This window comes from Phyllobacterium phragmitis (assembly GCF_002980495.1).
GTDB classification, from domain to species: Bacteria; Pseudomonadota; Alphaproteobacteria; order Rhizobiales; family Rhizobiaceae; genus Paramesorhizobium; species Paramesorhizobium phragmitis.
In genome coordinates this window covers 214670-238500 of record NZ_PVBR01000007.1, presented here as the reverse complement: position 1 = coordinate 238500, position 23831 = coordinate 214670, and the positions used below count along the sequence as shown (strand labels likewise).

Genomic DNA, 23831 nt, shown 5'->3' with positions numbered 1-23831 from the left:
TTCACAGCGTTTCTCGGCTTGACTCTTCCCTGACTCGATTCAATACTGGAACAAATAGAGAACATTTACAGGGATTGATATTGTGAGCACCGTCGACCTTTCGGCGTTGCGGCGCGCTGTTGCGGCCATTGACGGCAAGGATTCCGATCGGGATGGTTCACGCCGCTCCGTCTTCGCATCGGGCTTTGCCGAGGCGGATCAGGCATTTGCCGGAGGGCTGCCGCGGGGCGCGCTGCACGAGATATTCGCGGCGGAGACAGGCGATGCGGGTGCGGCGACGGGATTCGCGCTGGCTCTTGCATTGCGTGCTTCGGATGGCGTTCGGCCGGTCGTCTGGCTGGAGGAGGATGTCGTGGCGCGCGAGAGCGGCGGCATCTATCCGCCGGGCCTCGCCGCGCTGGGCTTCGATCCGAGCCGGCTTCTGGTCGTGCGCTGCCCGTCGGCAAGGGATGTGCTGCGCGGCGCATCCGATGCGTTGGAGGTTGCGGGCATCGGCGCCGTGATGATCGCGCCGTGGGGCACGCCGAAATGCCTCGATCTGACGGTTTCGCGGCGTCTGCAACTGGCCGCGCGCGAAGCGGATGCGCCGGCATTTCTCCTGATGCATGGCAACTCGCCCGGCGGCAGCGCCGCCCTGACGCGCTGGCGGATCGCCGCCGCGCCATCGCAGTCGAGTGGCGCGCGGGCGCCGGGCCGGCCGGCTTTCGATGTGGCCCTGCTGCGCAATCGCCAGGGCACGACCGGACATTGGATCATGGAATGGAATATCGATGAAAACATCTTCAGACACGTCGAGGCACTTTCTGGCACTGTGGTTCCCGCACCTTTCCACGGACCGGCTGCGGCGCGAAAATCCGTGGCGCAGGGCCGTTGACGCGCCGCTGATCGTTGTCGACCGGATCGCCAATGCGCTGCGGCTGACGGCGGTCGACCGCAACGCCGCGGCCGCCGGCCTCCATGTCGGCATGGCGCTGACGGATGCGCGCGCCTTGTTTCAAAACTTGGAGGTGGCCACCGCCGCGCCCGACGAAGACGCGCGGCTTCTCGATCGGCTGGCCGATTGGTGCCACCGCTATTCGCCGCTTGTCGCCTTCGATCCGCCGCATGGCATCGTGCTGGATATCACCGGCTGCGACCATCTCTTCGGCGGGCTGGAGGCCATGCTGCGCGATGTGGTGACTCAGCTGCGCAAGAACGGTTTCGCGGTCAAGGCGGCGATATCAGGCAATGCCCGCGCCGCCCGCGCCCTTGCCCGCTTTTCGCGCGGCGGTGTTTTTTCCGCTGATGACAACGATATCATTTTTAAGAATGACAATATTTTTGATGATGGTAACGATAGCATTTTGCGGAATCTGCCGCTGATTTCCCTGGAAATCGAGGAAATGAGTCTCGTCGGGCTGAAACGGGCGGGCCTGCGGACCATCGGCGATGTCGCCGCCCTGCCGCGCGCCGCGCTGACGGCGCGTTTCGGCGAGGCCGTGGTGGAGCGGCTCGACGCACTTTTCGGCCGGGCCGCCAAGCCTGTCTCGCCGCTGCGCATGATTCCGGTCTGCGTCGCCGGGCGGCGGATGGCGGAGCCGCTGATCGTCATGGATGCGGTCGAAGCGCTTCTCGGGCAGTTGGGCGATGAACTGTTTTCCTTCCTTGAAGAGCGCGGGGAAGGCGCCCGCGAGATAGAAGCTGCCTTCTTCCGCGTCGATGGCCTGGTGCGCCGCATTACCGTCGAGGCCGGGCGTCCGCTTGTCGAAACCGCGCCGTTCTTCCGCCTGATCAGGGAGCGGCTTTCCGCGCTCGCCGAGCCGCTCGACGCGGGCTACGGTTTCGATGCGGTGCAATTGTCGGCGCTCCGCGTGGAGCGCGTCGTTCATCGGCAGACGAGCCTCGACAGCCGGCGGGAAACGGCATCCGGCATCGATGCGCTGGTCGATCGTCTTTCGGCCCGCATGGGGCCGGCCCGAATCCTGCGCCCCCTGGCCGTCGATACCCATATTCCCGAGCGGGCCTTCTCGATGATGCCGGCCATCCACCAGACGGCGGATGCGTATCGCACGGGGCCGCGCCATATGGGCGATCCGCCGGCGCGTCCCATTCGCCTGTTCCAGCCGCCGCAGCGCATCGAGGCCGTGGCGGAAGTGCCTGACGGTCCGCCGATGCAGTTCCGCTGGCGGCGTGTCCTGCATGAGGTAGCGCTTGCCGAAGGGCCGGAGCGGATCGCGCCGGAATGGTGGCGCGAGCAAGTCCAGGAAAAGTGGGAACCGGTTTTCCCGGGAAAAGCAGGAACTGCTTTCCCATCGGACTTACGTAAAACCGTTCTGCAGGCCAGGGCGCGCGATTATTACCGGATCGAGGATGATGCCGGGCGCCGGTTCTGGATATTCCGCGAAGGCCTTTATGATCGTGATCATGCGCCGCAATGGTTCCTCCAGGGGCTTTTCGCCTGAAGGGAGCACGCCATGCAGGAATATTCCGAGCTCGCCGTCGCCAGCAATTTCTCCTTCCTGCGCGGGGCGTCCCATCCGCATGAACTGGTAAAGACGGCCGTGGAACTCGGCCTCTCCGGCATCGGCATCGCCGACCGCAACACGCTCGCCGGCGTCGTTCGTGCGCATATCGCGCAACGCGACCTGAAGGAGAAAGGGTTCCCCGTCAGGCTTTTCATCGGTTGCCGCCTGGTCTTCATCGACGGCACGCCGGATCTGCTCGTCTACCCCCGTGACAGAGCCGCTTATGGCCAGCTTAGCCGCTGCTTGAGCGATGGCAAGGCGCGGGCGGGTGTAAAAGGCGAGTGCCATCTTCTTTGGCAGGATTTTCTGTTCCGGGCGAAGGCCTTCCAGATCGCCGTCCTGCCGCCCGATGAGCCCGATGATGCCTTTCCCGCTTTCCTGCATGAAATCGGGCTTGCCGCACCCGATACGGTCTGGCTCGCGCTGTCCATGCCGCGCCAAGGGGCCGATGCGCGGCGGGCCGAAGCCCTGGCCCGGCTGGCGCGTGATGCCGGCGTGCCGCTTCTGGCGGTCAATGATGTTCTCTACCATGTGCCGGAGCGCCGTCCCCTGCAGGACGTTCTCACCTGTATCCGCGAGCATGTGACGATCGATGCAGCCGGGCGAAAACTCGAAAAGAACGCCGAACGGCATCTGAAGCAGCCCTCCGAGATGGCGCGCCTGTTCCGCAGCTATCCCCAGGCCATCGCCGCCACGCAAGCCTTCACCGCGCCCATCACTTTTTCGCTTGAAGACCTGAGTGAAGCCTATCCCGACGAGCCGGTGCCACCCGGCAAGACCCCGCAGCAGCATCTGGAAGATCTTGCATGGGAAGGCGCGGAAAAGCACTATGGCGCGGGAAAAACCCCGCAAAAGGTCCGCGATCTCCTGGAAAAAGAGCTGAAACTGATCGGGGAATTGCAATATGCGCCCTATTTCCTGACCGTCCACGACATCGTTCGCTTCGCTCGCGATAACAATATCCTGTGCCAGGGGCGCGGCTCGGCGGCCAATTCCGCCGTTTGCTATTGCCTCGGCATCACGGCGGTCGATCCCGCCCAGAGCGATCTTCTTTTCGAGCGATTCATTTCCGCGGAGCGGCGGGAGCCGCCCGATATCGATGTCGATTTCGAGCATCAACGCCGCGAGGAGGTGATGCAATATGTCTATGATCGTTATGGCAGGACGCGCGCGGCCATCGTCGCGACCGTCATCAGCTATCGTTCGCGCAGCGCTATCCGCGATGTCGGCAAGGCGCTGGGCCTGACCGAGGATGTGACGGCGGCGCTTGCCGGCACGGTCTGGGGCATTTCCGGCGGAGGCCTGGAGACGCGCGAGGTGCGCCAGGCCGGCCTCGATCCGGAAAACCCGATGATACGGCGCGCCGTCAGGCTCGCCTCCGAGCTGATCGGCTTCCCGCGCCATCTCTCGCAACATGTCGGCGGCTTCGTGCTGACGCAGGAGCGGCTGGACGAGACCGTGCCGATCGGGCCGGCGGCGATGAAGGACCGCAGCTTCATCGAGTGGGACAAGGACGATATCGATGCGGTCGGTCTCATGAAGGTCGACGTGCTGGCGCTCGGTATGCTCACCTGCATCCGCAAGGCCTTCGACCTGATTCACCTCCATGACGGACGGAAGCTGGAGCTTGCCACGGTGCCGCAGAAGGACAAGGCCGTCTACGACATGCTGTGCCGCGCCGATTCGATCGGCGTGTTCCAGGTGGAAAGCCGGGCGCAGATGAGCATGCTGCCGCGCCTCAAGCCGCAGGAATTTTACGATCTGGTGATCGAGGTGGCGATCGTCCGTCCCGGCCCCATTCAGGGCGACATGGTGCATCCCTATCTGCGCCGCCGCAACAAAGAGGAGAAGGTGGACTATCCAGCCCCGTCTCCCGAGCATGGCGACAAGGACGAGTTGCGCAACATTCTGGAAAAAACCTTGGGCGTGCCGCTGTTCCAGGAGCAGGCGATGCGGATCGCCATCGACGCGGCGAGGTTCACGTCCGAAGAGGCCAACCAGCTGCGCCGCGCCATGGCGACCTTCCGGCATATGGGCACGATTCATGAGCTTCAGGAAAAGATGGTCGGTAAAATGATCGCGCGCGGTTACGATCCCACCTTCGCCGAAAACTGCTTCAACCAGATCAAGGGCTTTGGCGAATATGGCTTTCCCGAAAGCCATGCGGCGAGCTTCGCCGTGCTCGTCTATGTCTCGGCCTGGATCAAATGCCACCACCCGGCGGTCTTCGCCGCAGCCCTTCTCAATTCCCAGCCCATGGGGTTTTATGCGCCCGCCCAGATCGTTCGCGACGCCCGCGAGCATGATGTCGAGGTCCGCCCGGCCGATATCAATTTCAGCACCTGGGACAACACGCTCGAACGCACTGAGGACGGCAGGCTCGCCCTGCGGCTCGGCTTTCGCCAGATCGATGGCTTTTCGGAGAATTGGGCGAAGAAACTATGCGAAAGGCGCGACAGCGGCTCTTATCCCAGCATCGAGGAGCTGCACCGCCGCATCCATCTCGAACGACGCGCCTTCATGGCTCTCGCCGATGCCGATGCGTTCGGCTCGCTCGATATCGACCGCAGGCAGGCGCTATGGGCCGTGCGCCGTCTGCCGAATGACGAAACGATGCCGCTTTTCGAGGCGGCTCAGGCCGCGGAGCTGGCGGCCGAAGCGGAAGTCCGGCTGCCGGCGATGAAAATGCCCGAACATGTCATCGTCGATTACGAGACGACGCGCCTGTCGCTGAAAGGCCATCCCATGCAGTTTCTGCGCGAGGGGTTGTCGGGCGAAGGCGCCGTCAGTTGCCGCGAGGCCGGGGCGGCAAGGAACGGCCGGAGACTGAAAGTCGCCGGCGTCGTCACCATCCGGCAGAGGCCGGGCAGCGCCAAGGGCGTCGTCTTCATCACCATCGAGGATGAAACCGGCATCGCCAATATCGTCGTCTGGTCGAAGCTGATGAAGAGCCAGCGCAAGGAGGTCATGGGCGCCCGCCTGCTCATGGTCGAAGGCCAGGTGCAGCGCAGTAAGGAGGATGTGGTGCATGTGGTGGCGAAAAGGCTTTTCGACCGTTCCGGCGAACTGCTCGGCCTCGCCGACCGGTCGCACCTGGAGCCGCCGCATGCAGGTTCCGTCCAGCCCGCCGGAAAGCCCGCCGCCCGGCACCCACGCAATGTGCGCATCCTGCCGAAATCCCGCGATTTTCATTAGAGCGGTTCATCTTTAAATGGAATCGCTTGTGGGGCAGAGGGGGTACTGTCTCGCCCGGCGTTGCCAATTCAATATGAACCGCTCTAAATGTGAGCTTTCAGGTCGAAGCGTTGGCGCCATTTCATCCCTCTGCCCGCTCCTCGATAAAAACTCGGGAGGGCAAAAGGGAGTGTCAAGAAGCGCCAACCTCAGGACATGGAGATCGAATAGAACACCGCGCAATAATGCAGGGCGGCGCCGGTGACGACGAAGCCGTGCCAGATCGCGTTCTGGAACCGCAGGCGCTCCCAGACATGGAAGATCACGCCGAGCGAATAGACGATCCCGCCGGCTGCGATCAGCCGGACCACTGTCGGCGAAAGCGACGCGGTCATCGCGTCATAGACGAGGACGCCGCTCCATCCAAGCGCCAGATAGAGCAGGATCGACAGGCGGTCGAAACGTCCCGGCAGGAACAGCTTCAACAGGATGCCGATGATGGCGATCGTCCAGATCGCCGCCAGCAGCGGCCATGACTGTGCACCCATCTTGATCGTGAACGGCGTATAGGTTCCGGCGATCAGCAGATAGATCATCGCATGGTCGAAACGGCGCAGAAACCATTTCGTCGGCGTGACCGGCCAGATATTGTAGACCGCGGAGACGCTGATCGCCGCGACGAGGCTCAAGACATAGATGATCGCCGCGGCCGACAGGACCGGCTGTTCGGCATTGAGGGACACCGCGGTCATGGTGACGGCGCCAATGACGGCGAACACCACGCCGATGACGTGAATGACGCCGTCGGCCCATAATTCGGCGATATCGTAATCCCAGCGAACCTGATGTGGCGCACGACCGGCCATCGTAAAATCCTCGTCCTCATGGCCAACGAGGGCGATGAGATATCCTATCCTATCATGAAAGGATAAACCGGAAATTTGTCAATTGGATGTACGGTCAATGGATGTAGGATTTGAAGCCGGACGAATGCGCGCCGTTCCCGCACTTTTCAGATTGAGCATGTTTCCGGCGAGGATGAGCGCGGCGCCGACCACGGTGACGGTATCGACCCGCTCGGAATAGATGAGCCATCCCGTCAGCGCGGTGAGCGGCACGCGCAGGAAGTCCATCGGCACGACCACGGTGGCATCGGCATAGAGCATCGCCCGCGCCATGCAATAATGCGAAAACGTGCCGCCGAAGGCGATGACGAATATCCAGGGCCAGACCTGCGCCGAGGGCCATTGCCAGACCGGGATCGCCGGTATGAGCCCTATCACCGATTGCACGATCAGCATCCAGAAGATGATCTTGACGACGCTTTCCGTCCGGGTGAGTGATTTGACCATCACCACCGAAATGGCGAAGCCGACCGCCGCGGCAAGGGCATAGAGCTGACCTGGATTGATCTCGCCGGCCCCTGGCCGTACGATGATGGCGACGCCGATGAGGCCGAGAACGATGGAGGCGTTCTTCCAGACGTTCATCCGCTCGCCGAGAAAGATGACGGCGAGGATCGCCGTCCAGATCGGCATGGTGAATTCGATGGCGATGAGCTGCGCCAGCGGGATCAGCGTCAGCGCATAGAGCCACAGATATTGCCCGGTATAGTGCACGACATTCCGGCCGATATGGCCGAGAGGCCGGGCCGTCTTCATCGCCGCCAATCCGCCACTGATGCGCACCAGCGGATAGAGCATGAAAAAGCCGATGACCGAGCGCATCAGCATGACCTGGAAGACGTCGAGTTCCCGCGTCGTCTCACGTCCGGCAACCGCCGTGACCAGCATCAGGGAAAGCCATCCGGCCATCCACAAGGCGGCTTTGAAAATCGAGGGTTGCGGCATCATGGCTGTCCAACAGAGCGCCGTGCGTCCATTCGGACGCACAAAGGACGCTCTAACTCTTTGTATCTACGCATCGCGCTTTCCAAAAATCGAATCCGATTTTTGACCGATGCTGTAGCCAAAGCGGCAACCGTCGGACAAATGAATTTCATTGATCGGTCGCAGCCGGTGCGCTGATGTTTGCCTGCGGCTCCGGCGTTTGCATCGGGATTGCGGGTGTAGGCTGTTCGGCGGTGAAAGCCTGCGGCCTCAGGCCTGTTTCTTCAAGCAGCCCCTTGCGCTTGGCGTCATAATAATAGCCGCGCGAATAAAGACGCACGGCCTGTGTCTCATTGCCGCCCGCCACCAGATAGGCTCCCGCCAGATATTTCACGCCATATCGAAGATTGGTTTCGGCATCGAGCAGTCCGCGCGCCGATCCCGAATATCCCATGGTCCGCGCCGTATCGTGCCTTATCTGCATCAGCCCCCAATGGGGGCCGTTGCGCGCCGATGGATTGAACCTGCTTTCACGCGCCACGACGCGCCGCACCAACCCTTCCGGCACTTTGTAGAATGCGGCATATTGGGCGATGAGCGCATCGACACCGTTCCCGGCTTCGGCTTTCGTGCCGGAGGACGCTGCCGTGGCGGGCTTTGAGGGCTTGTTTCCCGCCGTCGTGCAGGCGGAAAGGCTTAAAGAACAGAGGGCGAGCGCCGCCAGCAGAGTGCGGAAGGAAGACAGGGAAGCCTCCTCACGCAGGAAACAGAATGAAAGATCGTTGCCGTCGCATCACGAATCGAAATCGGTTCCGAGCTGCTTTTCGAGCGCCACCAGATCGTCCGGCAAGGGCATGCCGTTGGCTTTCAACTCGTTCAGCTTTCCGCGCAGCGCTTCGCGGATCTCATGCGCATCCTTGGGCTGGTTGACCATTTCCTGGAAAAGAAGCGCGATCTCCGCCTTGATGTCTTCGAATGCCATGGAGCATTTCCTCTCATTTCGGATAGGCCTAGCATGTTTGATTATCGATGCGAAAGCGGGGATTTTTATGATGCCTCGCATTCACGGATGCGGATCGGGAAAACCATGCCGTTGCGAAAGGACGGCGAGAATCCCGTCCTTGTCGGAAACCAAGGCGCGCCCGGCATGAACGCCGCTCTGGTGCACCGATGTTTCTCCATCGGCCAGCACCAGGAGGGCGCCGATCTGCTCCAGATTGGTTGCGGTGAATGTCAGCGGATCGATGCTGAGGCCGTCCGTCGCGTCGAGGAGGGCTACGGTCATCCACGCCAGAGCCAGAAGCAGGATGACCGCCAGCGCCAGCAGGATGGCGAGGCGTTTGCCGAGCGCAGATGCGGGCAGGAACTCAGGCGGCCTGTTGTTCAGATCGCCTGCCATGTCAGCCGTTCCCATATCAGTCGTCCCATATCAGTCGTCATTGCTGGCGTTCAACTCTTCGGGCGGCGTGCCTTCTTCCGGTTCCGCGGGAAGATAGCCGTGCTGCACCAGCCAGTCACGCAGGATCATGGCAATCGCTTCCGACTTGTTGACGGCGCCGTGTTTCCTGGCAATGAAGCGTTCGAGCGCATCCTGCAGATCCTGGGGAAGATAGGTACTCATGTCAGGCTTTTCCTCCAATATAGCCCTTCGCTGCAATGGGTCCATGGTAACAATTATCTGTTGCTGCGATTGTTCCACATAATCAGCGTTGCGTTTTCCGCCTGTTTTCATGCAGCCATGTGCAGGCCGCCGGCAGACTTGATGAATGCCACGACCTGATCGAGCCCGTCGCGGCGCAGCATGTCGGTGAAGACATAAGGTTTCACACCGCGCTGGCTCTTCGTGTCGCTTTCCATCACGTCGAGGTCAGCGCCGACATAAGGCGCGAGATCCTTCTTGTTGATGATGAGAAGATCGGAGCGGGTGATGCCGGGACCGCCCTTGCGCGGGATCTTCTCGCCCTGGCAGACGGAAATGACATAGATCGTCAGGTCGGCGAGATCGGGCGAGAAGGTCGCCGCCAGATTGTCGCCGCCCGATTCGATGAAGACGATATCGAGATCGGGATGGCGCTTGTTCATCTGGGCGATCGCCTGGAGATTGATCGTCGCGTCCTCGCGGATCGCGGTATGCGGGCAGCCGCCGGTCTCGACGCCCATGATTCTGTCCTCGGGCAGCGCCTGAAGCCGGCTAAGGATCAGCGCGTCCTCCTTGGTGTAGATGTCATTGGTGACGACGGCGACGGAATAGCGCTCGCGCATCGCCTTGCACAGCATTTCGGTGACCGTCGTCTTGCCCGAACCGACAGGACCGCCGATGCCGACGCGCAGAGGACCGTTGGATGATTTCATGATCGGAAAACCCTCGAATATTGCGTCTCGTGTTGCATGGCCATGATATCGGACATGATCGCGGCGGAACCGAGATCGTCCAGTGTCGAACCGGCCGCGCGGGCAGCAAGGTCAAGAATGACATGTTCGAGCGCCGCAAGCGTCGCCACGCCGTCGCTCTGGCCGAGCGGCACGAGCCTGACGGCGCCCTGGATGAGATTGGAGGCGAAGGCATGCAGATAGGCGGCAAGCGCTGCTTCGAGCCCGACGCCATGCGCGCCGGCAACCGCCCCGACCGCGATGGGATAGGCGACATCGCCTTCAAGCCGCTGCAGCACCTGATGCGGCCATGCGGCCGCCGCTTTCAGGAAAGCGCCACCCTGCAGCATGGTTTCCATGTGCCGTTCGCGCGATCCGGCGAGCGCTTCGGCGAGCCCGGCCACTTCGTCCGGTTCACCGCCATCCGTCACCTGCCTGAAGCTTTCGGCGAAAAGCACCGCATCGTTCCAGCCGGAGCCATGGCTGAGAAGGTCGCTCAGCCAGTCGCTCAGCGTCTGCCGGTCGCCGATCAGCCCGTCATGGATCGCCCGCTCAAGGCCGTGGCTGTAGGAAAAGGCGCCGACTGGAAAAGCGGGCGACAGCCATGTCAGAAGACGGATCAGCACCTGGCCGGTCGTTGCCTCAGCCATGGTGATGGGCGTGATCGTGGTGGTGCTCATGCTCATGATCGTGCGAATGGCCGTGATAGGCGCCGCGCACCGGGTGGAACGGCTCGGAGATTTCCTTGACCGTCGCGCCGAGGCCTTCCAGCATCGCCTTGATGACGTGGTCGCGCAGGATGACGATGCGCGTCTCCTCGATCTGCGCCGGCAGATGCCTGTTGCCGAGATGCCAGGCAAGTTCGGTGAGATGCAACCGGTCGCGCGGGGTAATTTCGTAGAGATATTCTTCCGCCGCGATGATCTCGACCAGCCGCCCGTCTTCCAGCACCAGCACATCGCCATGGCGGAACGCCACGGGCTCCGGGAAATCGACGAGCACCTGATCGCCATGCACCAGCGTCAGCACCTTGCGGCGCAGATGCCGCTCGTCATGAGCAAGTGTGACCAGGTCGTAGGGAATGCCCTTGGAGTGGCCGGCATGGTCGTGGGAAATGGCGCGGATCATGTTGGTTCACCTTGGGCTGGGGCGATGCCCCCGACCGCGCGGACGCGATCGGGGGGAGTTATACCATCTTAAGCGGCGACCGCTTCGCCCGCCTTCAGATTGGCGAGAATGTTCTGCGGCGCGGAGACGCCATAGGGGTCGGTTTGGCAATTGTCGGAGAAGCCTTCCTCCTCGAACCACCGTTCCACGATGCCGTTGTCGATGACGGCCGCATAGCGCCAGGAGCGCATGCCGAAGCCGAGATTGTCCTTGGCGACGAGCATGCCGATCTTGCGGGTGAACTCGCCCGAGCCGTCCGGAATGAGCTTGACGTTTTTCAACCCTTGCGCCTTGCCCCAGGCATTCATGACGAAGGTGTCGTTGACGGAGATGCAGTAGATCTCATCGATACCCTGCGCCTTGAACTCGTCGTAGAGCTTCTCGAAATCGGGAAGCTGATAGGTCGAGCAGGTGGGGGTGAAGGCGCCGGGAAGCGAGAACAGGACGACCCGCTTGCCGCCGAAATAATCGGCCGTCGTCTTGTCTTGCCAGCGATAGGGGTTCGGGCCTTCGATGCTCTCGTCGCGCACACGGGTGCGGAAGGTGACATCGGGCACTTTTCTCACGGTCATGACAGTTCCTTCGCAATCAAATAATCGGCCATGCCCGGGGGAGGGCGGGCAGGCTTCGCGGTTGGTGTTTTGGCTTTCGGCGGTTCCGGGGAGGACGGCGCCGAACTGGCTGGGCGAATAAACCATGCTGCAATTGCGAAGGAAAGGCTTGGATTGTAAAATCCGCAGCCAATTCAACTTTATCGCCATGGCCGGTTAGAACAAAAAATACCGCTGCGCCATCGGCAGGATGGTCGCCGGTTCGCAGGTCAGCAACTCCCCGTCGGCGCGCACTTCGTAGGTCTCCGGATCGACCTCGATATGCGGCGTGGCGAAATTATGCACCATCGACGCCTTGGAGATGCCGCCGCGCGTGTTCTCGACGGCGACCATTTCCTTGTCGACGCCGAGTTTTGCCTTCAGCCCCGCATCGAGCGAAGCGCGGCTGACGAAGGTCACCGAGGATTGGCTGACATTCTTGCCATAGGCGCCGAACATATAGCGGTAATGCACCGGCTGCGGTGTCGGGATCGAGGCATTGGGGTCGCCCATGGGGGCTGCGACGATGGAACCGCCGAGCAGCACCATGTCGGGCTTGACGCCGAAGAAGGCCGGGCTCCACAACACCAGATCGGCGCGCTTGCCCACTTCGATCGAGCCGACATGGCCGGAGATCCCGTGCGCGATGGCAGGGTTGATCGTATATTTGGCGATGTAGCGCTTGACGCGGAAATTGTCGTTGCCGCCCTTGTCCTCGGGCAGCGAACCGCGCTGCCGCTTCATCTTGTCGGCCGTCTGCCATGTGCGGATCAGCACCTCGCCGACGCGGCCCATCGCCTGGCTGTCCGACGCGATGATCGAGAAGGCGCCGATATCGTGCAATATGTCCTCGGCCGCGATCGTTTCCTTGCGGATGCGGCTTTCGGCGAAGGCGACATCTTCCGGGATCGACGGCGACAGATGGTGGCAGACCATCAGCATGTCGAGATGTTCGGCAATGGTATTGCCGGTATAGGGCCGTGTCGGATTGGTCGAGGAGGGGATGACGTTCGGCAGGCCGCAGATCTTGATGATATCGGGCGCATGGCCACCGCCCGCACCCTCCGTGTGGAAGGCATGGATGGTGCGGCCCTTGAAGGCGGCGACCGTGTCCTCGACGAAGCCGCTCTCGTTCAGCGTGTCGGTATGGATCATCACCTGCACGTCATAGGCATCGGCGACCGCAAGGCAATTGTCGATCGCAGCTGGCGTCGTGCCCCAGTCCTCGTGCAGCTTTAGCGAGCAGGCGCCGCCCAGCACCATCTCTTCGAGCGCCTTCGGCAGCGAGGCGTTGCCCTTGCCGGAAAGTCCGATATTCATCGGGATATTGTCGAAGGACTGGATCATCCGGCCCATATGCCACGGGCCGGGGGTGCAGGTGGTGGCGAGCGTGCCATGCGCCGGGCCTGTTCCGCCGCCGAGCATGGTGGTGACGCCCGACATCAGCGCCTCTTCGATCTGCTGCGGGCAGATGAAGTGGATATGCGCGTCGAAGCCGCCTGCGGTGAGAATCTTGCCTTCGCCGGCGATGGCCTCCGTACCGGGGCCGACGATGATGGTGACGCCAGGTTGCGTATCGGGATTGCCGGCCTTGCCGATGCCTGAGATGCGCCCGTCCTTCAGGCCGATATCGGCCTTGTAGATGCCGGTCACGTCGACGACCAGCGCATTGGTGATCACGGTATCGACGGCGCCGTCGGCCCGCGCCACCTGGCTCTGCCCCATGCCGTCGCGGATTACCTTGCCGCCGCCGAACTTCACCTCCTCGCCATAGACGGTGAAATCCTTTTCCACCTCGATGAAGAGCTCAGTATCGGCAAGCCGCACCTTGTCGCCCGTCGTCGGGCCGAACATCTGGGCATAGGCTGATCGGGAAATCCTGGCGGGCATCAACGGCTCCTTGCGTCTTGCGGCTGATATGTTGCGGAACCTGCCGGCCTTGTTTCCGCCACATTATGGTCACGGAAAAACCCGAGGGATGACCGCTTCACATCGAATTCGTCGTGTGGGTTGTGATCGTCATTCGATGACTGCCGGTCGCTGCGCATTGTCGAGCGGGCGGCGGCCGAAAAGGCTGATCGAAACGCCAACGAAAAGGACACAATATGCGCAGGATGACGATCAAAATGACTGCCCTGGCAGCATTCGCCGCGATGCCCCTTGCCGCGGTTCATGCGCAGGCCCAGCAGACGCCTTCGCAAGCTCCGGCCGCGCAGGCGCCCGACGCGAAGGCCCCGGCCACTCCCGGCCAGAGTGAATCGCAGCCGGCGAGCCCCGGCATCAAGCGTGTTGCCATCGTCGATATCAGCGAACTGCCTGCCGACACGCAGAAACAGGTCAATGCGGCGGTCGCCAAGACCGGCGACGAAGACATCAAGGCCCTGCGCAGTTCCATCGACGCCACGCCGCAGATCACCGCCGCGTTGAAGGAAAAGGGCGTCACCTCGGCTCAGGTCATCGCCGCCAATGTCGACAATAATGGAACGCTGACGCTGGTGACCAAGAAGGCGAGCTGACGTCTCGGTCATCTCAGGCGGCGACATCCCGCGACACCCGGCCATGGCGGAAAAACTTTCGCCGCGGCGGAAGGGAGTATCGCTGTGGAATGCCGCCAATATCGTCATAGCTTGCCCATGACCTGCTGCCGGAAGCCGTAGACGCCGCGCCCGCCTGAAAGTGGCGCCAGTGTCACGTCGCGCTCCTGTCCGGGCTCGAAACGCACGGCGGTTCCCGCCGCGATGTCGAGGCGCATGCCGCGCGCTTTTTCGCGGTCGAAGACGAGACCTTCATTGGTCTCGAAGAAATGATAATGCGATCCGACCTGCACGGGACGGTCGCCGGTATTGGCAACCTTCAGCGTGACGGTCGGCGCGCCGGCGTTGAGTTCGATCTCGCCATCGGCGGTAATGATTTCGCCCGGGATCATGCCATGTCTCCCGTCGCTGCCGTCCCCATCAGGCTACCGCCAGCCAAAGGCCGGCCAGCGCCGTCGCGCCACCCGCCAGGCGGGCGACAACCCTGCCCATGTCGCCGCCGAAAACACGCGGAAGCCCAAGCCCGATACCGATGCCGGCGATGTGCAGAAGCATTGTCGCAAGCGCAAAGCCCAAGCCGTAGGCGGCAGCGCCGGCCGACCCCATCTCGCCGCCATGGGCATGGCCATGGAACAGCGCGAAGAAGCCGACCATGGCCATCGCGGCTGAAGTCGGCACCTTCAGCGCGATTGCCGCAAGAAGCCCGATGGCTACGACCGAGGCCAGAATGACCGGTTCGACGAAGGGCAGCGGCGCGCCGGCGAGCGCAAGCACGAAGCCGGCGCTCATCGTGCCGACGAATGCGGCAGGCACCAGCCAGAGCGCGCGTCCGCCGAGAAGTGCCGCCCACAGGCCGACGGCCACCATCGCCAGAATGTGGTCGGCGCCGAATAGCGGATGCGAAAATCCGGCGGCGAAGGAGCCATGCTCCGCCGGGTTGAGATGAGCGAGGGCCGGCGTCGAGGCAAGTGTCAGGATTGCGGCGGTGAGCAGGGCGGATTTTCGCATCGTGTTGCCTTTTGTGGTCGGTTTGTCGTGTCGGATGATCGATGGCGTCGAATGGTCAGCGGATCGGTTCGTGCACGGTCACCAGCTTGGTGCCGTCGGGAAAGGTCGCCTCGACCTGCACGTCATGGATCATCTCGGCGATGCCTTCCATGACCTGATCGCGGGTGATGACATGCGCACCCGCTTCCATGAGATCGGCGACGGAGCGTCCGTCGCGCGCCCCCTCGACCACGAAATCGCTGATCAGCGCGATCGCCTCGGGGTGGTTGAGCTTGACGCCGCGTTCAAGCCTCTTGCGCGCCACCATCGCCGCCATCGAAATCAAAAGCTTGTCTTTTTCGCGCGGCGTCAGATTCATGTTTCATACCCTGTCTTCAGGTTGACCACACTTTGGGCAGCTCTGCTTTTTTATTGAGCAGGCCGATCAGCGGTATCAGCCTTTTTCTCAGCGAATAGGCATCGTCGTCGACCAGTCGAGCAAGAAGCTTGCCAGACCAGGCCGACACACCGCCGTCCTTGCCAATGATCGTCCGCGCGCCGTCGAGATGCCGCTCGCAATCCTCCGCGACGAGCAGCACGCTGGCGAAAACGCGCTTGCCGCCGAAAAGCGCCGGCCGCGCCAGCATCGCCCCCGCATCGGGCCCGATGGAAAAGTTTTCCGCATGCTCCAGCGTCGCGCCGCGCCTGATGCGCCAGCAATCGCGGAAAGTCGCCGTGCCGATATCCTCGCCCATCGCCTTGCGGCCGAAAACCACCGTTTCGACGATCAGCGCCGTCGCTGTCGGGGCAAGATTGACGGTCAGCCTGCGATGAAGCGCTGAGCGTTCGAAAAGGATCGTTTCCTGCGGCAGCCAGGCCACCGATCCGCCCTCGGCCACGTCGATGACCGTATCCACCGTCGCCGTCGAGCCTTCTTCCGCCTTGTAGATCTTCTCGCAGGCCTGCGTCGTCAGGCTGGCGCGGCAATCCTCACCGAGCGAGAACTGCCAGCGCATCCGGTCGCCGCCGGTCAGTCCGCCAGCCGTATTGATCATCACCGCTTCGAGGTGACCGCCCGGATTCTGCGGAAAGCGCAGTTTTGCCGAACCTTCCTGGAAAAGCCGGTCGATCCGCGTCCTGTCGCCGGTTTTCTTGACCGAAAGCCGTCCCTCGCCGGAGGTCCGTTGCGGACGGGGAGATGTTTCCGGTATGGGCATGATGTCGCTTGGAATTCTCATCGCTTACGCAATAGCTGCAAAAGCGGATGCTCTCAACGCTTTGCAGCCTTAATCCCTGATGACATAATCCGCCGGCCGCGATGACGAAACGACCAGCTCCGCATTGGGAATATCGTTGGACAGCGCGCGGTTGCCCGCCTCCTCCGGCGTGTGGCCGTGCTCGAGCCAGCGCTGGATCAGCCGCTGCTCCAGCTCCATGAACGGCACGTCGAGAAAGATGGTGAGATCGAACAACGGCTGGAGACGGCTCCACGGCGCCTCATCGAGCAGCAGATAATTGCCTTCGACGAGCAGGATGCGATGGCGGGCGGCGACCACCGCTGCCCCGGCGCGCGAAAGGTCGAGCGTCCGGTCGAAGGCCGGGATGACCACATCCTCACCCGCCATCCTGAGCCGCTTCAGCAGCACCTCGAAACCGGCGCAGTCGAAGGTCGGCGGCGAGCCCTTGCGGCTTCTCAAACCCCGTTGGTCGAGGATGGCGTTGTCGAGGTGAAAGCCGTCCATCGGCACGATGGCGGATGGCCCGTCCCCACCCTTGTTCAAGGCGTCGCGCAGATGTTCCGAAAGCGTCGATTTGCCGGCGCCGGGCGGTCCCGCTATGGCGACCAGAAGACGTTCGCCCTCCCCAAGCCGCGACAAGATGGCCGACGGCAGCATGTCGCGGCTGGTGCTCTCCATATCCTCCCCCAAAGACGAAAATCTCAGGCCGCGAGCACGTCCGTCGGCGGAGCCATGGCGCCGGTCATCAGCGCCACCGCATCCGACATCGTGTAATCGGACGGCTTGATAACGGCAAGCCTGCGCCCGAGGCGGTGGATATGAATACGGTCGGCGACCTCGAAGACATGCGGCATGTTGTGCGAGATCAGCACGATCGGCATTCCGCGCGCCTTCACATCCTGGATGAGTTCGAGGACGCGGCGCGATTCCTTGACGCCGAGTGCCGCCGTCGGCTCATCCATGATGATGACCTTGGAGCCGAAGGCTGCGGCGCGCGCCACCGCCACGCCCTGCCTTTGGCCACCCGAAAGCGTCTCCACCGCCTGGCCGATATTCTGGATGGTCATCAGCCCCAGTTCGGAGAGCTTTTCGCGGGCGGTTTTTTCCATGGCCGGGCGGTCGAGCATGCGAAACAGGCTTCCGAGCACGCCGGGTTTGCGGATCTCGCGCCCGAGGAACATATTGTCGGCGATCGACAGCGCTGGCGAAAGCGCCAGATTCTGGTAGACGGTTTCGATGCCTGCCCCGCGCGCGTCCATCGGCGAACGGAAGTGAATCCGCTTGCCGTCGAGCCGGATCTCGCCCTCGTCGGGGGAAACCGCACCTGAAAGCGCCTTGATGAGCGTCGATTTGCCCGCGCCATTGTCACCGATCACGGCGAGGATTTCGCCGGGATAGAGATCGAAATCGGCATGGTCGAGAGCCGTGACCCGGCCGTAGCGCTTGACGAGGCCGCGGGCGGTGAGGATTGGTTGCACTGATGCGTTCATGCTGCAGCCTTTCTGATCCACTGGTCGATTGCGACGGCGCCGATGATGAGCAGGCCGATCATCAGATAGGTCCATTGCGGATCGGTGCCCCAAAGCCTCAGGCCCAGCGCGAAGACGCCGACGATCAACGCGCCGAACATCGTGCCGAGGATCGAGCCACGGCCGCCGAACAGCGAAATGCCGCCGATCACCACCGCGGTGATCGATTCGATATTGGCGAACTGTCCGGCCGTCGGCGAAACGGAGCCGAGGCGTCCGATCAGCGCCCAGCCGGCCAGCGCACAGATCAGGCCGCCCAGCACATAGACCGAAACCAGGATGGGCTTGACGCGCACGCCGGAGAGTTCCGCCGCATCGGGATCGTCGCCGATGGCATAGACATGGCGTCCCCATGCGGTGTGGTTGAGGACATACCAGAGCAGCATGACGAGCAGCACGAAGACGATGACGCCATAGGTGAGCACCGCGCCGCCGAAGCGGATGCTCTGCCCGAAGAATTGCAGGATCGGCGCTTCGGCGCTGATATCCTGCGCGCGGATGGTCTCATTGGCGGAATAAAGGAAGTTCGTCGCGAGGATCACCTGCCACATGCCGAGCGTGACGATGAAGGGCGGCAGCCTGACATAGGCGACGAGAAAACCGTTGATGAAGCCGCAAAGCGCGCCGACGGCAAAGCCGCACAGCACGGCGAGTTCCGCAGGCAGGCCATAGCGGAAGGTGAACTGGCCCATGACCACCGAGGACAGGACCATGATGGCGCCGACCGAAAGATCGATGCCGGCCGTCAGGATCACCAGCGTCTGCGCCGTCGCGACGATGCCGGTGATCGCCACCTGCTGCAGGATCAGCGTCAGCGCGAAGGCGGAGAAGAACTTCGATCCCACCAGGATGCCGAAGACGACCAGCGAAGCCAGCAGGACGATCAGCGGCACGGCGGCCGGGTTCCCGTGCAGGAATTCGCGCCCGCGCTGCATGAACGTCTTGCCGGGACCCTCGAAGGAGGCGACTTCGGCAGGGCTAGCCGAAAGCGCGTTTTCGTAATCCTGGCCTGGCGTCGCCGCCGGTGTCGGCTGGGTCATGGTAGTTCCTCATGTCCTTAAGGGAATAGGGGAGTATGTAAGAAACATATTCCCCTACTGCCCTATTCCCCTACTCCCTTACAATGCGATCAGCCCCAGCACTTCTCCAGTCCGGCCTTCGTATCGATGGAGGGAACACCCTCGACCGGCTTGTCGGTGACCAGAGCCACGCCCGTATCCACGAAGCTCTTGCCTTCGGTCGGCTTCGGCTTTTCGCCCGTATCGGCGAATTTCTTGATCGCTTCGATGCCGAGCGCCGCCATCTGCAGCGGATATTGCTGCGAGGTTGCGCCGATGACACCTTCCTGCACGTTCTTGACGCCGGGGCAGCCGCCATCGATGGAAACGATCAGCACGTCCTTTTCGCGGCCGAGCGCCTTGAGCGCTTCATAGGCGCCTGCCGCAGCAGGCTCATTGATGGTGTGGACGACGTTGATGGTCGGGTCCTTCTGGAGAAGGTTCTCCATGGCGCGGCGTCCGCCTTCTTCGTTTCCATCCGTCAGGTCGCGCCCGACGATGCGTGCGTCGTCCTCGTCGCCAAGCTTCGTCTCGTCCTTGGGGTCGATGCCGAAGCCCTTGTCGAAGCCCTGGTCGCGCAGCACATCGACGCTCGGCTGCGCCGCGGTGAGGTTGAGGAATGCGACCTTGGCGTTCTTGGCTTCATCGCCAAGCGTCGCGGCGGCCCATTTGCCGACCAACTCGCCGGCAAGGAAATTGTCGGTGGCGAAGGTGGCGTCGGCGGCGTCCGCCGGCTCCAGCGGCGTATCGAGTGCGATCACCAGGATGCCCGCGTCGCGCGCCTTCTGCAGGCTCGGCACGATGCCCTTGGTGTCGGAGGCCGTGATCAGGATGCCCTTGGCGCCATCGGCGATGCAGGTCTCGATAGCCGCCATCTGGCTTTCGCTGTCGCCATCGATCCTGCCCGCATAGGTCTTGAGGTTGACGCCCAATTCCCCAGCCTTGGCCAGCGCGCCTTCCTTCATCTTGACGAAGAAGGGATTGGTGTCGGTCTTGGTGATGAGGCAGGCGCCGATATCGGCGGCACTGGCGGGCATGGCGGCGGCACCGAGCGCAAAAGCGGCAAAGGCCGACGATAAGATCATCTTCTTCATGAATTCCTCCCGAGATATGCCGGCAGCAAGCCGGCCTGGCCGAAATATGCCGGCGGCAGCCGGCCTGGATTGAGTGATGGCCGGTGTGCTCGATTGGGAGCGCTGCCAAGCCCGGTTTCAGCGCATGATCCTGCCGCAATGATCTGGCGGCTTTCAGGCAATCATAACACTAAATACGCCGGCTTCATGATCGAACATTTGATCCAGGTACCGGCACATTCGTCCGTAGGGAAACATGTGAAACAGAGCCTGTCAATAAATAAATCCGGTTGATTTATTAATCGCCTGTGCCAAACTTGCCGCCGGAGAAAAGCCGCTGCATGTTGCACGGCGCGCTCGAACGCCACGCGTACAGCGCTGACACTTTGAATTCGAGTGCTCCGTTTCCGGGCGAGGCAGTGGAAAAACGCGATTGGCGGTTCAGGAAAAGCAATGGCTGCAGATACGGGAAGAGAAAAGCAATCTGCCAGGGGAGCGCGCACCGGTGGATTCAAGCCGGAATATGCGGTCGAGCATAGCCCCGCCATCAGCCGTGGATCCAACCAGACGGGGGTGCGCGCTTATAATGAACGGCTCGTTCTGTCTCTCGTCCGCCGCCATGGCGCCTTGCCGCGTGCCGATATAGCACGGCTGACCGGGCTTTCGGCGCAGACCGTTTCGGTCATCATGCGGGGCCTGGAAGAAGACGGGCTCCTGACGCGCGGCGAGCGCGTGCGCGGCCGTGTCGGCCAGCCTTCGACGCCGATGCGCCTTGCCGCGGAGGGGGTTTTTTCCTTCGGGCTGAAGATCGGGCGGCGCAGCGCCGAGCTGATCCTGATGGATTTCCTGGGCAATATCCGGATGCGTCTCCACGAGACCTATCGCTGGCCGGTTCCCGACGCGATCAAGCAATTCACCCTAGACGGGATCGGCCGCTTCAACGCATCGCTCGACGCGGCGCAGCGCCGCCGCATCGCCGGGCTCGGCATTGCCGTTCCTTTCGAGCTATGGAACTGGGTGGAGGAAGTGGGAGCGCCGCAGGCCGATCTCGATGCCTGGCGCAATGCCGATCTCGTCCGCGAATTCGCCGCGCATTTTCCTTATCCCGTCTTCATGCAGAACGATGCCACCGCCGCCTGCGGTGCGGAACTGACCTTCGGGCGCGGTCCTGACTTCACCGATTTCGTCTATTTCTTCATCGGTTCCTTCATCGGCGGCGGCGTGGTCCTCAACAACGCGCTTTATGCCGGACGGACCGGCAATGCCGGCGCGGTCGGCTCGATGCCAGTACCGGGGCCAGTACCGGGGCCAGTTCCCGGACCAGCACTGGGCCAGCCGAGGCAGTTGATCGACGCCGCTTCGGTCTTCGTGCTGGAGCGCATGTTGCAGGAGCGCGGCGACGATACCTCCGCTCTCTGGCTGTCGCCGGAAAATTGGGAAGATTTCGGCGCGCCCGTCGATGAATGGATCGCGCTCACCGCCCGCAATCTCGCCCATGCCATTGTCGCGGCCGCTTCGATCATCGATTTTTCCGCCGCCATCATCGATGGCTGGCTTCCCGTTTCGGTGCGCCACCGCATCGTCGAGGCAACGCGCGTGGAGATTGCCGGGCTCGATCTTCAGGGCATCTCCGCGCCTGATATCGTCGAGGGCAAGGTCGGCGTCCATGCAAAGGCCGTGGGGGCTGCGAGCCTGCCGCTCTTCAACCGCTATCTGTTCGACCAGAGCGTCCTGTTCAAAGATGCGGTTTAGCTCCTTGTCCTGTCGTCATTCTCGGGCTTGTCCCGAGAATCTGCCATAAGACGAAGGAAAGTGATTACCGTTCTGATTGAACGCTTCGTCGTAGATTCTCGGGACAAGCCCGAGAATGACGGCCAGCGGGGAGCTATTTCAAGTTAGTTTTGACAAGCTCAAGCCCCTGCACAAATTGTTATTTGCATAGCGCAAACTTGATCTATGGTGCCGCAAGAACCGCAAACAATGCGGCGATATGCTGCCCTCCCGCATTCAGCCACAGGTGACCGTATGACTGTTCTGACCATTGCCACCAAGCCTTATGACGACCAGAAACCCGGCACTTCGGGCCTGCGCAAGAAGGTGCCTGAATTCCAGCAGCCGAACTACGCGGAAAATTTCATCCAGTCGGTGTTCGATTCGCTCGATGGCTTTCAGGGCAAGACGCTGGTGCTCGGCGGCGACGGGCGGTATTACAATCGCGAAATCATCCAGAAAGTGTTGAAGATCGCCGCCGCCAACGGTTTCGGCCGGGTCATGGTCGGCCAGGGCGGCATTCTTTCGACGCCCGCCGCCTCGCATCTCATCCGCAAATACAAGGCGTTCGGCGGCCTCATTCTTTCAGCCAGTCATAATCCCGGCGGGCCGAAGGAGGATTTCGGCATCAAATACAATATCGGCAATGGCGGCCCGGCGCCGGAGAAGATCACCGAAGCGATCTTCGCCCGCTCCAAGACCATCGATCGCTATCGCATTCTCGATGCGGGCGATATCGACATCGACGAGCTCGGGGACAAGAAACTCGGCGACATGGTGGTCGAGGTGATCGATCCCGTTGCCGATTATGCCGAGATGATGGAGGTACTGTTCGATTTCGACGCGATCCGCGCACTCCTGAAATCCGGCTTCACCCTGCGGTTCGATGCCATGCACGCCGTCACCGGGCCTTATGCGAAGGAGATACTTGAACATCGCCTTGGCGCGCCGGAGGGAAGCGTCATCAATTTCGTGCCGCTTCCCGATTTCGGCGGCCACCACCCCGATCCCAACCTGGTTCATGCCAAGGGTCTCTACGATCTGATGATGTCGGCGGATGCGCCGGATTTCGGCGCGGCATCCGATGGCGATGGCGACCGCAATTTGATCATCGGCCGGGGCATTTTCGTCACGCCATCGGATTCGCTCGCCATGCTTGCCGCCAATGCGCATCTGGCGCCCGGCTATGCCGACGGGTTGAAGGGCATTGCGCGCTCCATGCCGACCAGCGGCGCCGCCGACCGGGTGGCGGAAAAGCTTGGGCTCGGCATGTATGAAACGCCGACCGGCTGGAAGTTCTTCGGCAATCTGCTCGATGCCGATATGGCGACGATCTGCGGCGAGGAAAGTGCCGGCACCGGATCGAACCATGTGCGCGAGAAGGACGGTCTCTGGGCGGTCCTGCTCTGGCTCAATATCCTGGCCGTGCGCCGCGAAAGCGTCAGGGATATCGTGGTCGGACATTGGAAGACCTACGGCCGCAACTATTATTCCCGTCACGATTACGAGGAAGTCGATGCCGGCGCGGCCAATAAGCTCATCACCGAGCTGCGCGGCAAGCTTGCGACCCTGCCGGGCAGGTCATTTGGCGGCTTGACCGTCGCCGGGGCCGATGATTTCGCCTATCACGACCCGGTCGATCATTCGGTGAGTGAGCATCAGGGCATCCGCATCCTTTTCGAAGGCGGCTCGCGCGTCGTCGTCCGGCTTTCGGGCACGGGCACATCCGGCGCCACCATCCGCGTCTATATCGAGCGCTTCGAACCGGACGCCGCGCGCCACGACCTCGATACGCAGGCAGCCCTCGCCGACCTGATCAAGGCGTCACACGCCATCGCGCCGATCAAGGCCTATACCGGACGCGACAAGCCGAGCGTGATTACGTGAGAGAAGGGAATAGGGGAATAGGGGAATAAGGGAATAAGGGAATATGTTCGGAGTAACCTTACTCCCTTACTCCCTTACTCCCTTACTCCCTTACTCCCTTATTCCCTTATTCCCTTATTCC

At 62.2% G+C, this 23831-nt stretch carries 24 protein-coding genes and 1 pseudogene; 6 read left to right on the top strand and 19 right to left on the bottom strand.

Going from position 1 to position 23831, the window contains the following annotated elements; all coding sequences use genetic code 11:
- Window positions 1-82 precede the first annotated feature (82 nt).
- Genes C5748_RS12100 through C5748_RS12090 form a run of 3 tightly spaced genes read left to right on the top strand, consistent with a single transcriptional unit; the run spans window position 83 to window position 5699 of the window.
- The gene (locus C5748_RS12100) at window positions 83-874 is read left to right on the top strand and encodes an ImuA family protein (protein ID WP_105742172.1); all 792 of its coding nucleotides are present in this window, start codon (window positions 83-85) and stop codon (window positions 872-874) included.
- Complete coding sequence (locus C5748_RS12095) at window positions 771-2441, top strand: Y-family DNA polymerase (RefSeq protein ID WP_105742171.1); 1671 nt, start codon at window positions 771-773, stop codon at window positions 2439-2441. Before C5748_RS12100 ends, C5748_RS12095 begins: the two co-directional genes overlap by 104 nt.
- Window positions 2442-2453: 12 nt before the next feature.
- Window positions 2454-5699 carry an error-prone DNA polymerase gene (locus C5748_RS12090; protein WP_105742170.1) on the top strand — a complete coding sequence of 1082 codons (3246 nt, stop codon included), beginning with the start codon at window positions 2454-2456 and terminating at the stop codon, window positions 5697-5699.
- A gap of 188 nt (window positions 5700-5887) precedes the next feature.
- Here the strand turns inward: C5748_RS12090 and trhA are convergent, their stop codons facing one another.
- From trhA to ureC, 11 genes and pseudogenes are all read right to left on the bottom strand, one after another.
- Complete coding sequence (trhA, locus tag C5748_RS12085; protein WP_105742169.1) at window positions 5888-6544, bottom strand: PAQR family membrane homeostasis protein TrhA; 657 nt, start codon at window positions 6542-6544, stop codon at window positions 5888-5890.
- Window positions 6545-6622: 78 nt separating this feature from the next.
- Complete coding sequence (locus tag C5748_RS12080; RefSeq protein ID WP_105742168.1) at window positions 6623-7531, bottom strand: DMT family transporter; 909 nt, start codon at window positions 7529-7531, stop codon at window positions 6623-6625.
- 145 nt (window positions 7532-7676) lie between these two features.
- Window positions 7677-8117: pseudogene (locus C5748_RS28855) on the bottom strand (transglycosylase SLT domain-containing protein); the annotation flags it as partial.
- A 183-nt stretch (window positions 8118-8300) separates the two neighbouring features.
- Entirely contained in the window at window positions 8301-8489 is a 189-nt protein-coding gene (locus C5748_RS12070; RefSeq protein ID WP_105742166.1) for a hypothetical protein, read from the bottom strand.
- 81 nt (window positions 8490-8570) lie between these two features.
- On the bottom strand, window positions 8571-8906 hold the full coding sequence (locus tag C5748_RS28190) for a hypothetical protein (RefSeq protein WP_105742165.1): 336 nt from the start codon (window positions 8904-8906) through the stop codon (window positions 8571-8573).
- A gap of 30 nt (window positions 8907-8936) precedes the next feature.
- A complete protein-coding gene (locus tag C5748_RS12060) occupies window positions 8937-9128 on the bottom strand; it encodes a ribbon-helix-helix domain-containing protein (protein WP_105742164.1) in 192 nt (63 codons plus the stop codon).
- A gap of 107 nt (window positions 9129-9235) precedes the next feature.
- On the bottom strand, window positions 9236-9859 hold the full coding sequence (gene ureG, locus C5748_RS12055) for an urease accessory protein UreG (protein WP_105742163.1): 624 nt from the start codon (window positions 9857-9859) through the stop codon (window positions 9236-9238).
- Window positions 9856-10557, bottom strand: a complete 702-nt coding sequence (locus tag C5748_RS12050; protein WP_245429037.1) for an urease accessory protein UreF — start codon at window positions 10555-10557, stop codon at window positions 9856-9858. Before C5748_RS12050 ends, ureG begins: the two co-directional genes overlap by 4 nt.
- The gene (ureE, locus tag C5748_RS12045; RefSeq protein WP_105742161.1) at window positions 10520-11005 is read right to left on the bottom strand and encodes an urease accessory protein UreE; all 486 of its coding nucleotides are present in this window, start codon (window positions 11003-11005) and stop codon (window positions 10520-10522) included. Before ureE ends, C5748_RS12050 begins: the two co-directional genes overlap by 38 nt.
- Before the next feature lie 68 nt (window positions 11006-11073).
- Window positions 11074-11616, bottom strand: a complete 543-nt coding sequence (locus C5748_RS12040) for a peroxiredoxin (protein WP_105742230.1) — start codon at window positions 11614-11616, stop codon at window positions 11074-11076.
- A gap of 195 nt (window positions 11617-11811) precedes the next feature.
- A complete protein-coding gene (ureC, locus tag C5748_RS12035; RefSeq protein WP_105742160.1) occupies window positions 11812-13524 on the bottom strand; it encodes an urease subunit alpha in 1713 nt (570 codons plus the stop codon).
- A 236-nt stretch (window positions 13525-13760) separates the two neighbouring features.
- On the opposite strand from ureC, the gene C5748_RS12030 reads away from it, so the two are divergent.
- Window positions 13761-14150 carry a hypothetical protein gene (locus C5748_RS12030; protein WP_105742229.1) on the top strand — a complete coding sequence of 130 codons (390 nt, stop codon included), beginning with the start codon at window positions 13761-13763 and terminating at the stop codon, window positions 14148-14150.
- A gap of 104 nt (window positions 14151-14254) precedes the next feature.
- On the opposite strand, the gene C5748_RS12025 is transcribed toward C5748_RS12030, so the two are convergent.
- The 8 genes from C5748_RS12025 to C5748_RS11990 form a co-directional block, all read right to left on the bottom strand.
- Window positions 14255-14560 carry an urease subunit beta gene (locus C5748_RS12025; protein WP_105742159.1) on the bottom strand — a complete coding sequence of 102 codons (306 nt, stop codon included), beginning with the start codon at window positions 14558-14560 and terminating at the stop codon, window positions 14255-14257.
- A 28-nt stretch (window positions 14561-14588) separates the two neighbouring features.
- Complete coding sequence (locus C5748_RS12020) at window positions 14589-15176, bottom strand: HupE/UreJ family protein (RefSeq protein ID WP_105742158.1); 588 nt, start codon at window positions 15174-15176, stop codon at window positions 14589-14591.
- A 55-nt stretch (window positions 15177-15231) separates the two neighbouring features.
- A complete protein-coding gene (locus C5748_RS12015) occupies window positions 15232-15534 on the bottom strand; it encodes an urease subunit gamma (RefSeq protein ID WP_105742157.1) in 303 nt (100 codons plus the stop codon).
- 16 nt (window positions 15535-15550) lie between these two features.
- On the bottom strand, window positions 15551-16372 hold the full coding sequence (locus C5748_RS12010) for an urease accessory protein UreD (RefSeq protein ID WP_105742156.1): 822 nt from the start codon (window positions 16370-16372) through the stop codon (window positions 15551-15553).
- A 69-nt stretch (window positions 16373-16441) separates the two neighbouring features.
- Window positions 16442-17071, bottom strand: coding sequence for a nucleoside/nucleotide kinase family protein (locus C5748_RS12005; protein ID WP_105742155.1), 630 nt, complete (start codon window positions 17069-17071; stop codon window positions 16442-16444).
- A gap of 23 nt (window positions 17072-17094) precedes the next feature.
- Entirely contained in the window at window positions 17095-17883 is a 789-nt protein-coding gene (locus C5748_RS12000) for an ATP-binding cassette domain-containing protein (RefSeq protein ID WP_105742154.1), read from the bottom strand.
- A complete protein-coding gene (locus tag C5748_RS11995; protein ID WP_105742153.1) occupies window positions 17880-18962 on the bottom strand; it encodes an ABC transporter permease in 1083 nt (360 codons plus the stop codon). Before C5748_RS11995 ends, C5748_RS12000 begins: the two co-directional genes overlap by 4 nt.
- Window positions 18963-19051: 89 nt before the next feature.
- A complete protein-coding gene (locus C5748_RS11990; protein ID WP_105742152.1) occupies window positions 19052-20074 on the bottom strand; it encodes a sugar ABC transporter substrate-binding protein in 1023 nt (340 codons plus the stop codon).
- Between the two features lie 432 nt (window positions 20075-20506).
- On the opposite strand from C5748_RS11990, the gene C5748_RS11985 reads away from it, so the two are divergent.
- Window positions 20507-21805 carry an ROK family transcriptional regulator gene (locus C5748_RS11985; RefSeq protein ID WP_105742151.1) on the top strand — a complete coding sequence of 433 codons (1299 nt, stop codon included), beginning with the start codon at window positions 20507-20509 and terminating at the stop codon, window positions 21803-21805.
- Window positions 21806-22078: 273 nt separating this feature from the next.
- Window positions 22079-23710: an alpha-D-glucose phosphate-specific phosphoglucomutase gene (locus C5748_RS11980; RefSeq protein ID WP_105742150.1), complete on the top strand. Its 1632-nt coding sequence runs from the start codon at window positions 22079-22081 to the stop codon at window positions 23708-23710.
- Window positions 23711-23831: the final 121 nt, after the last annotated feature.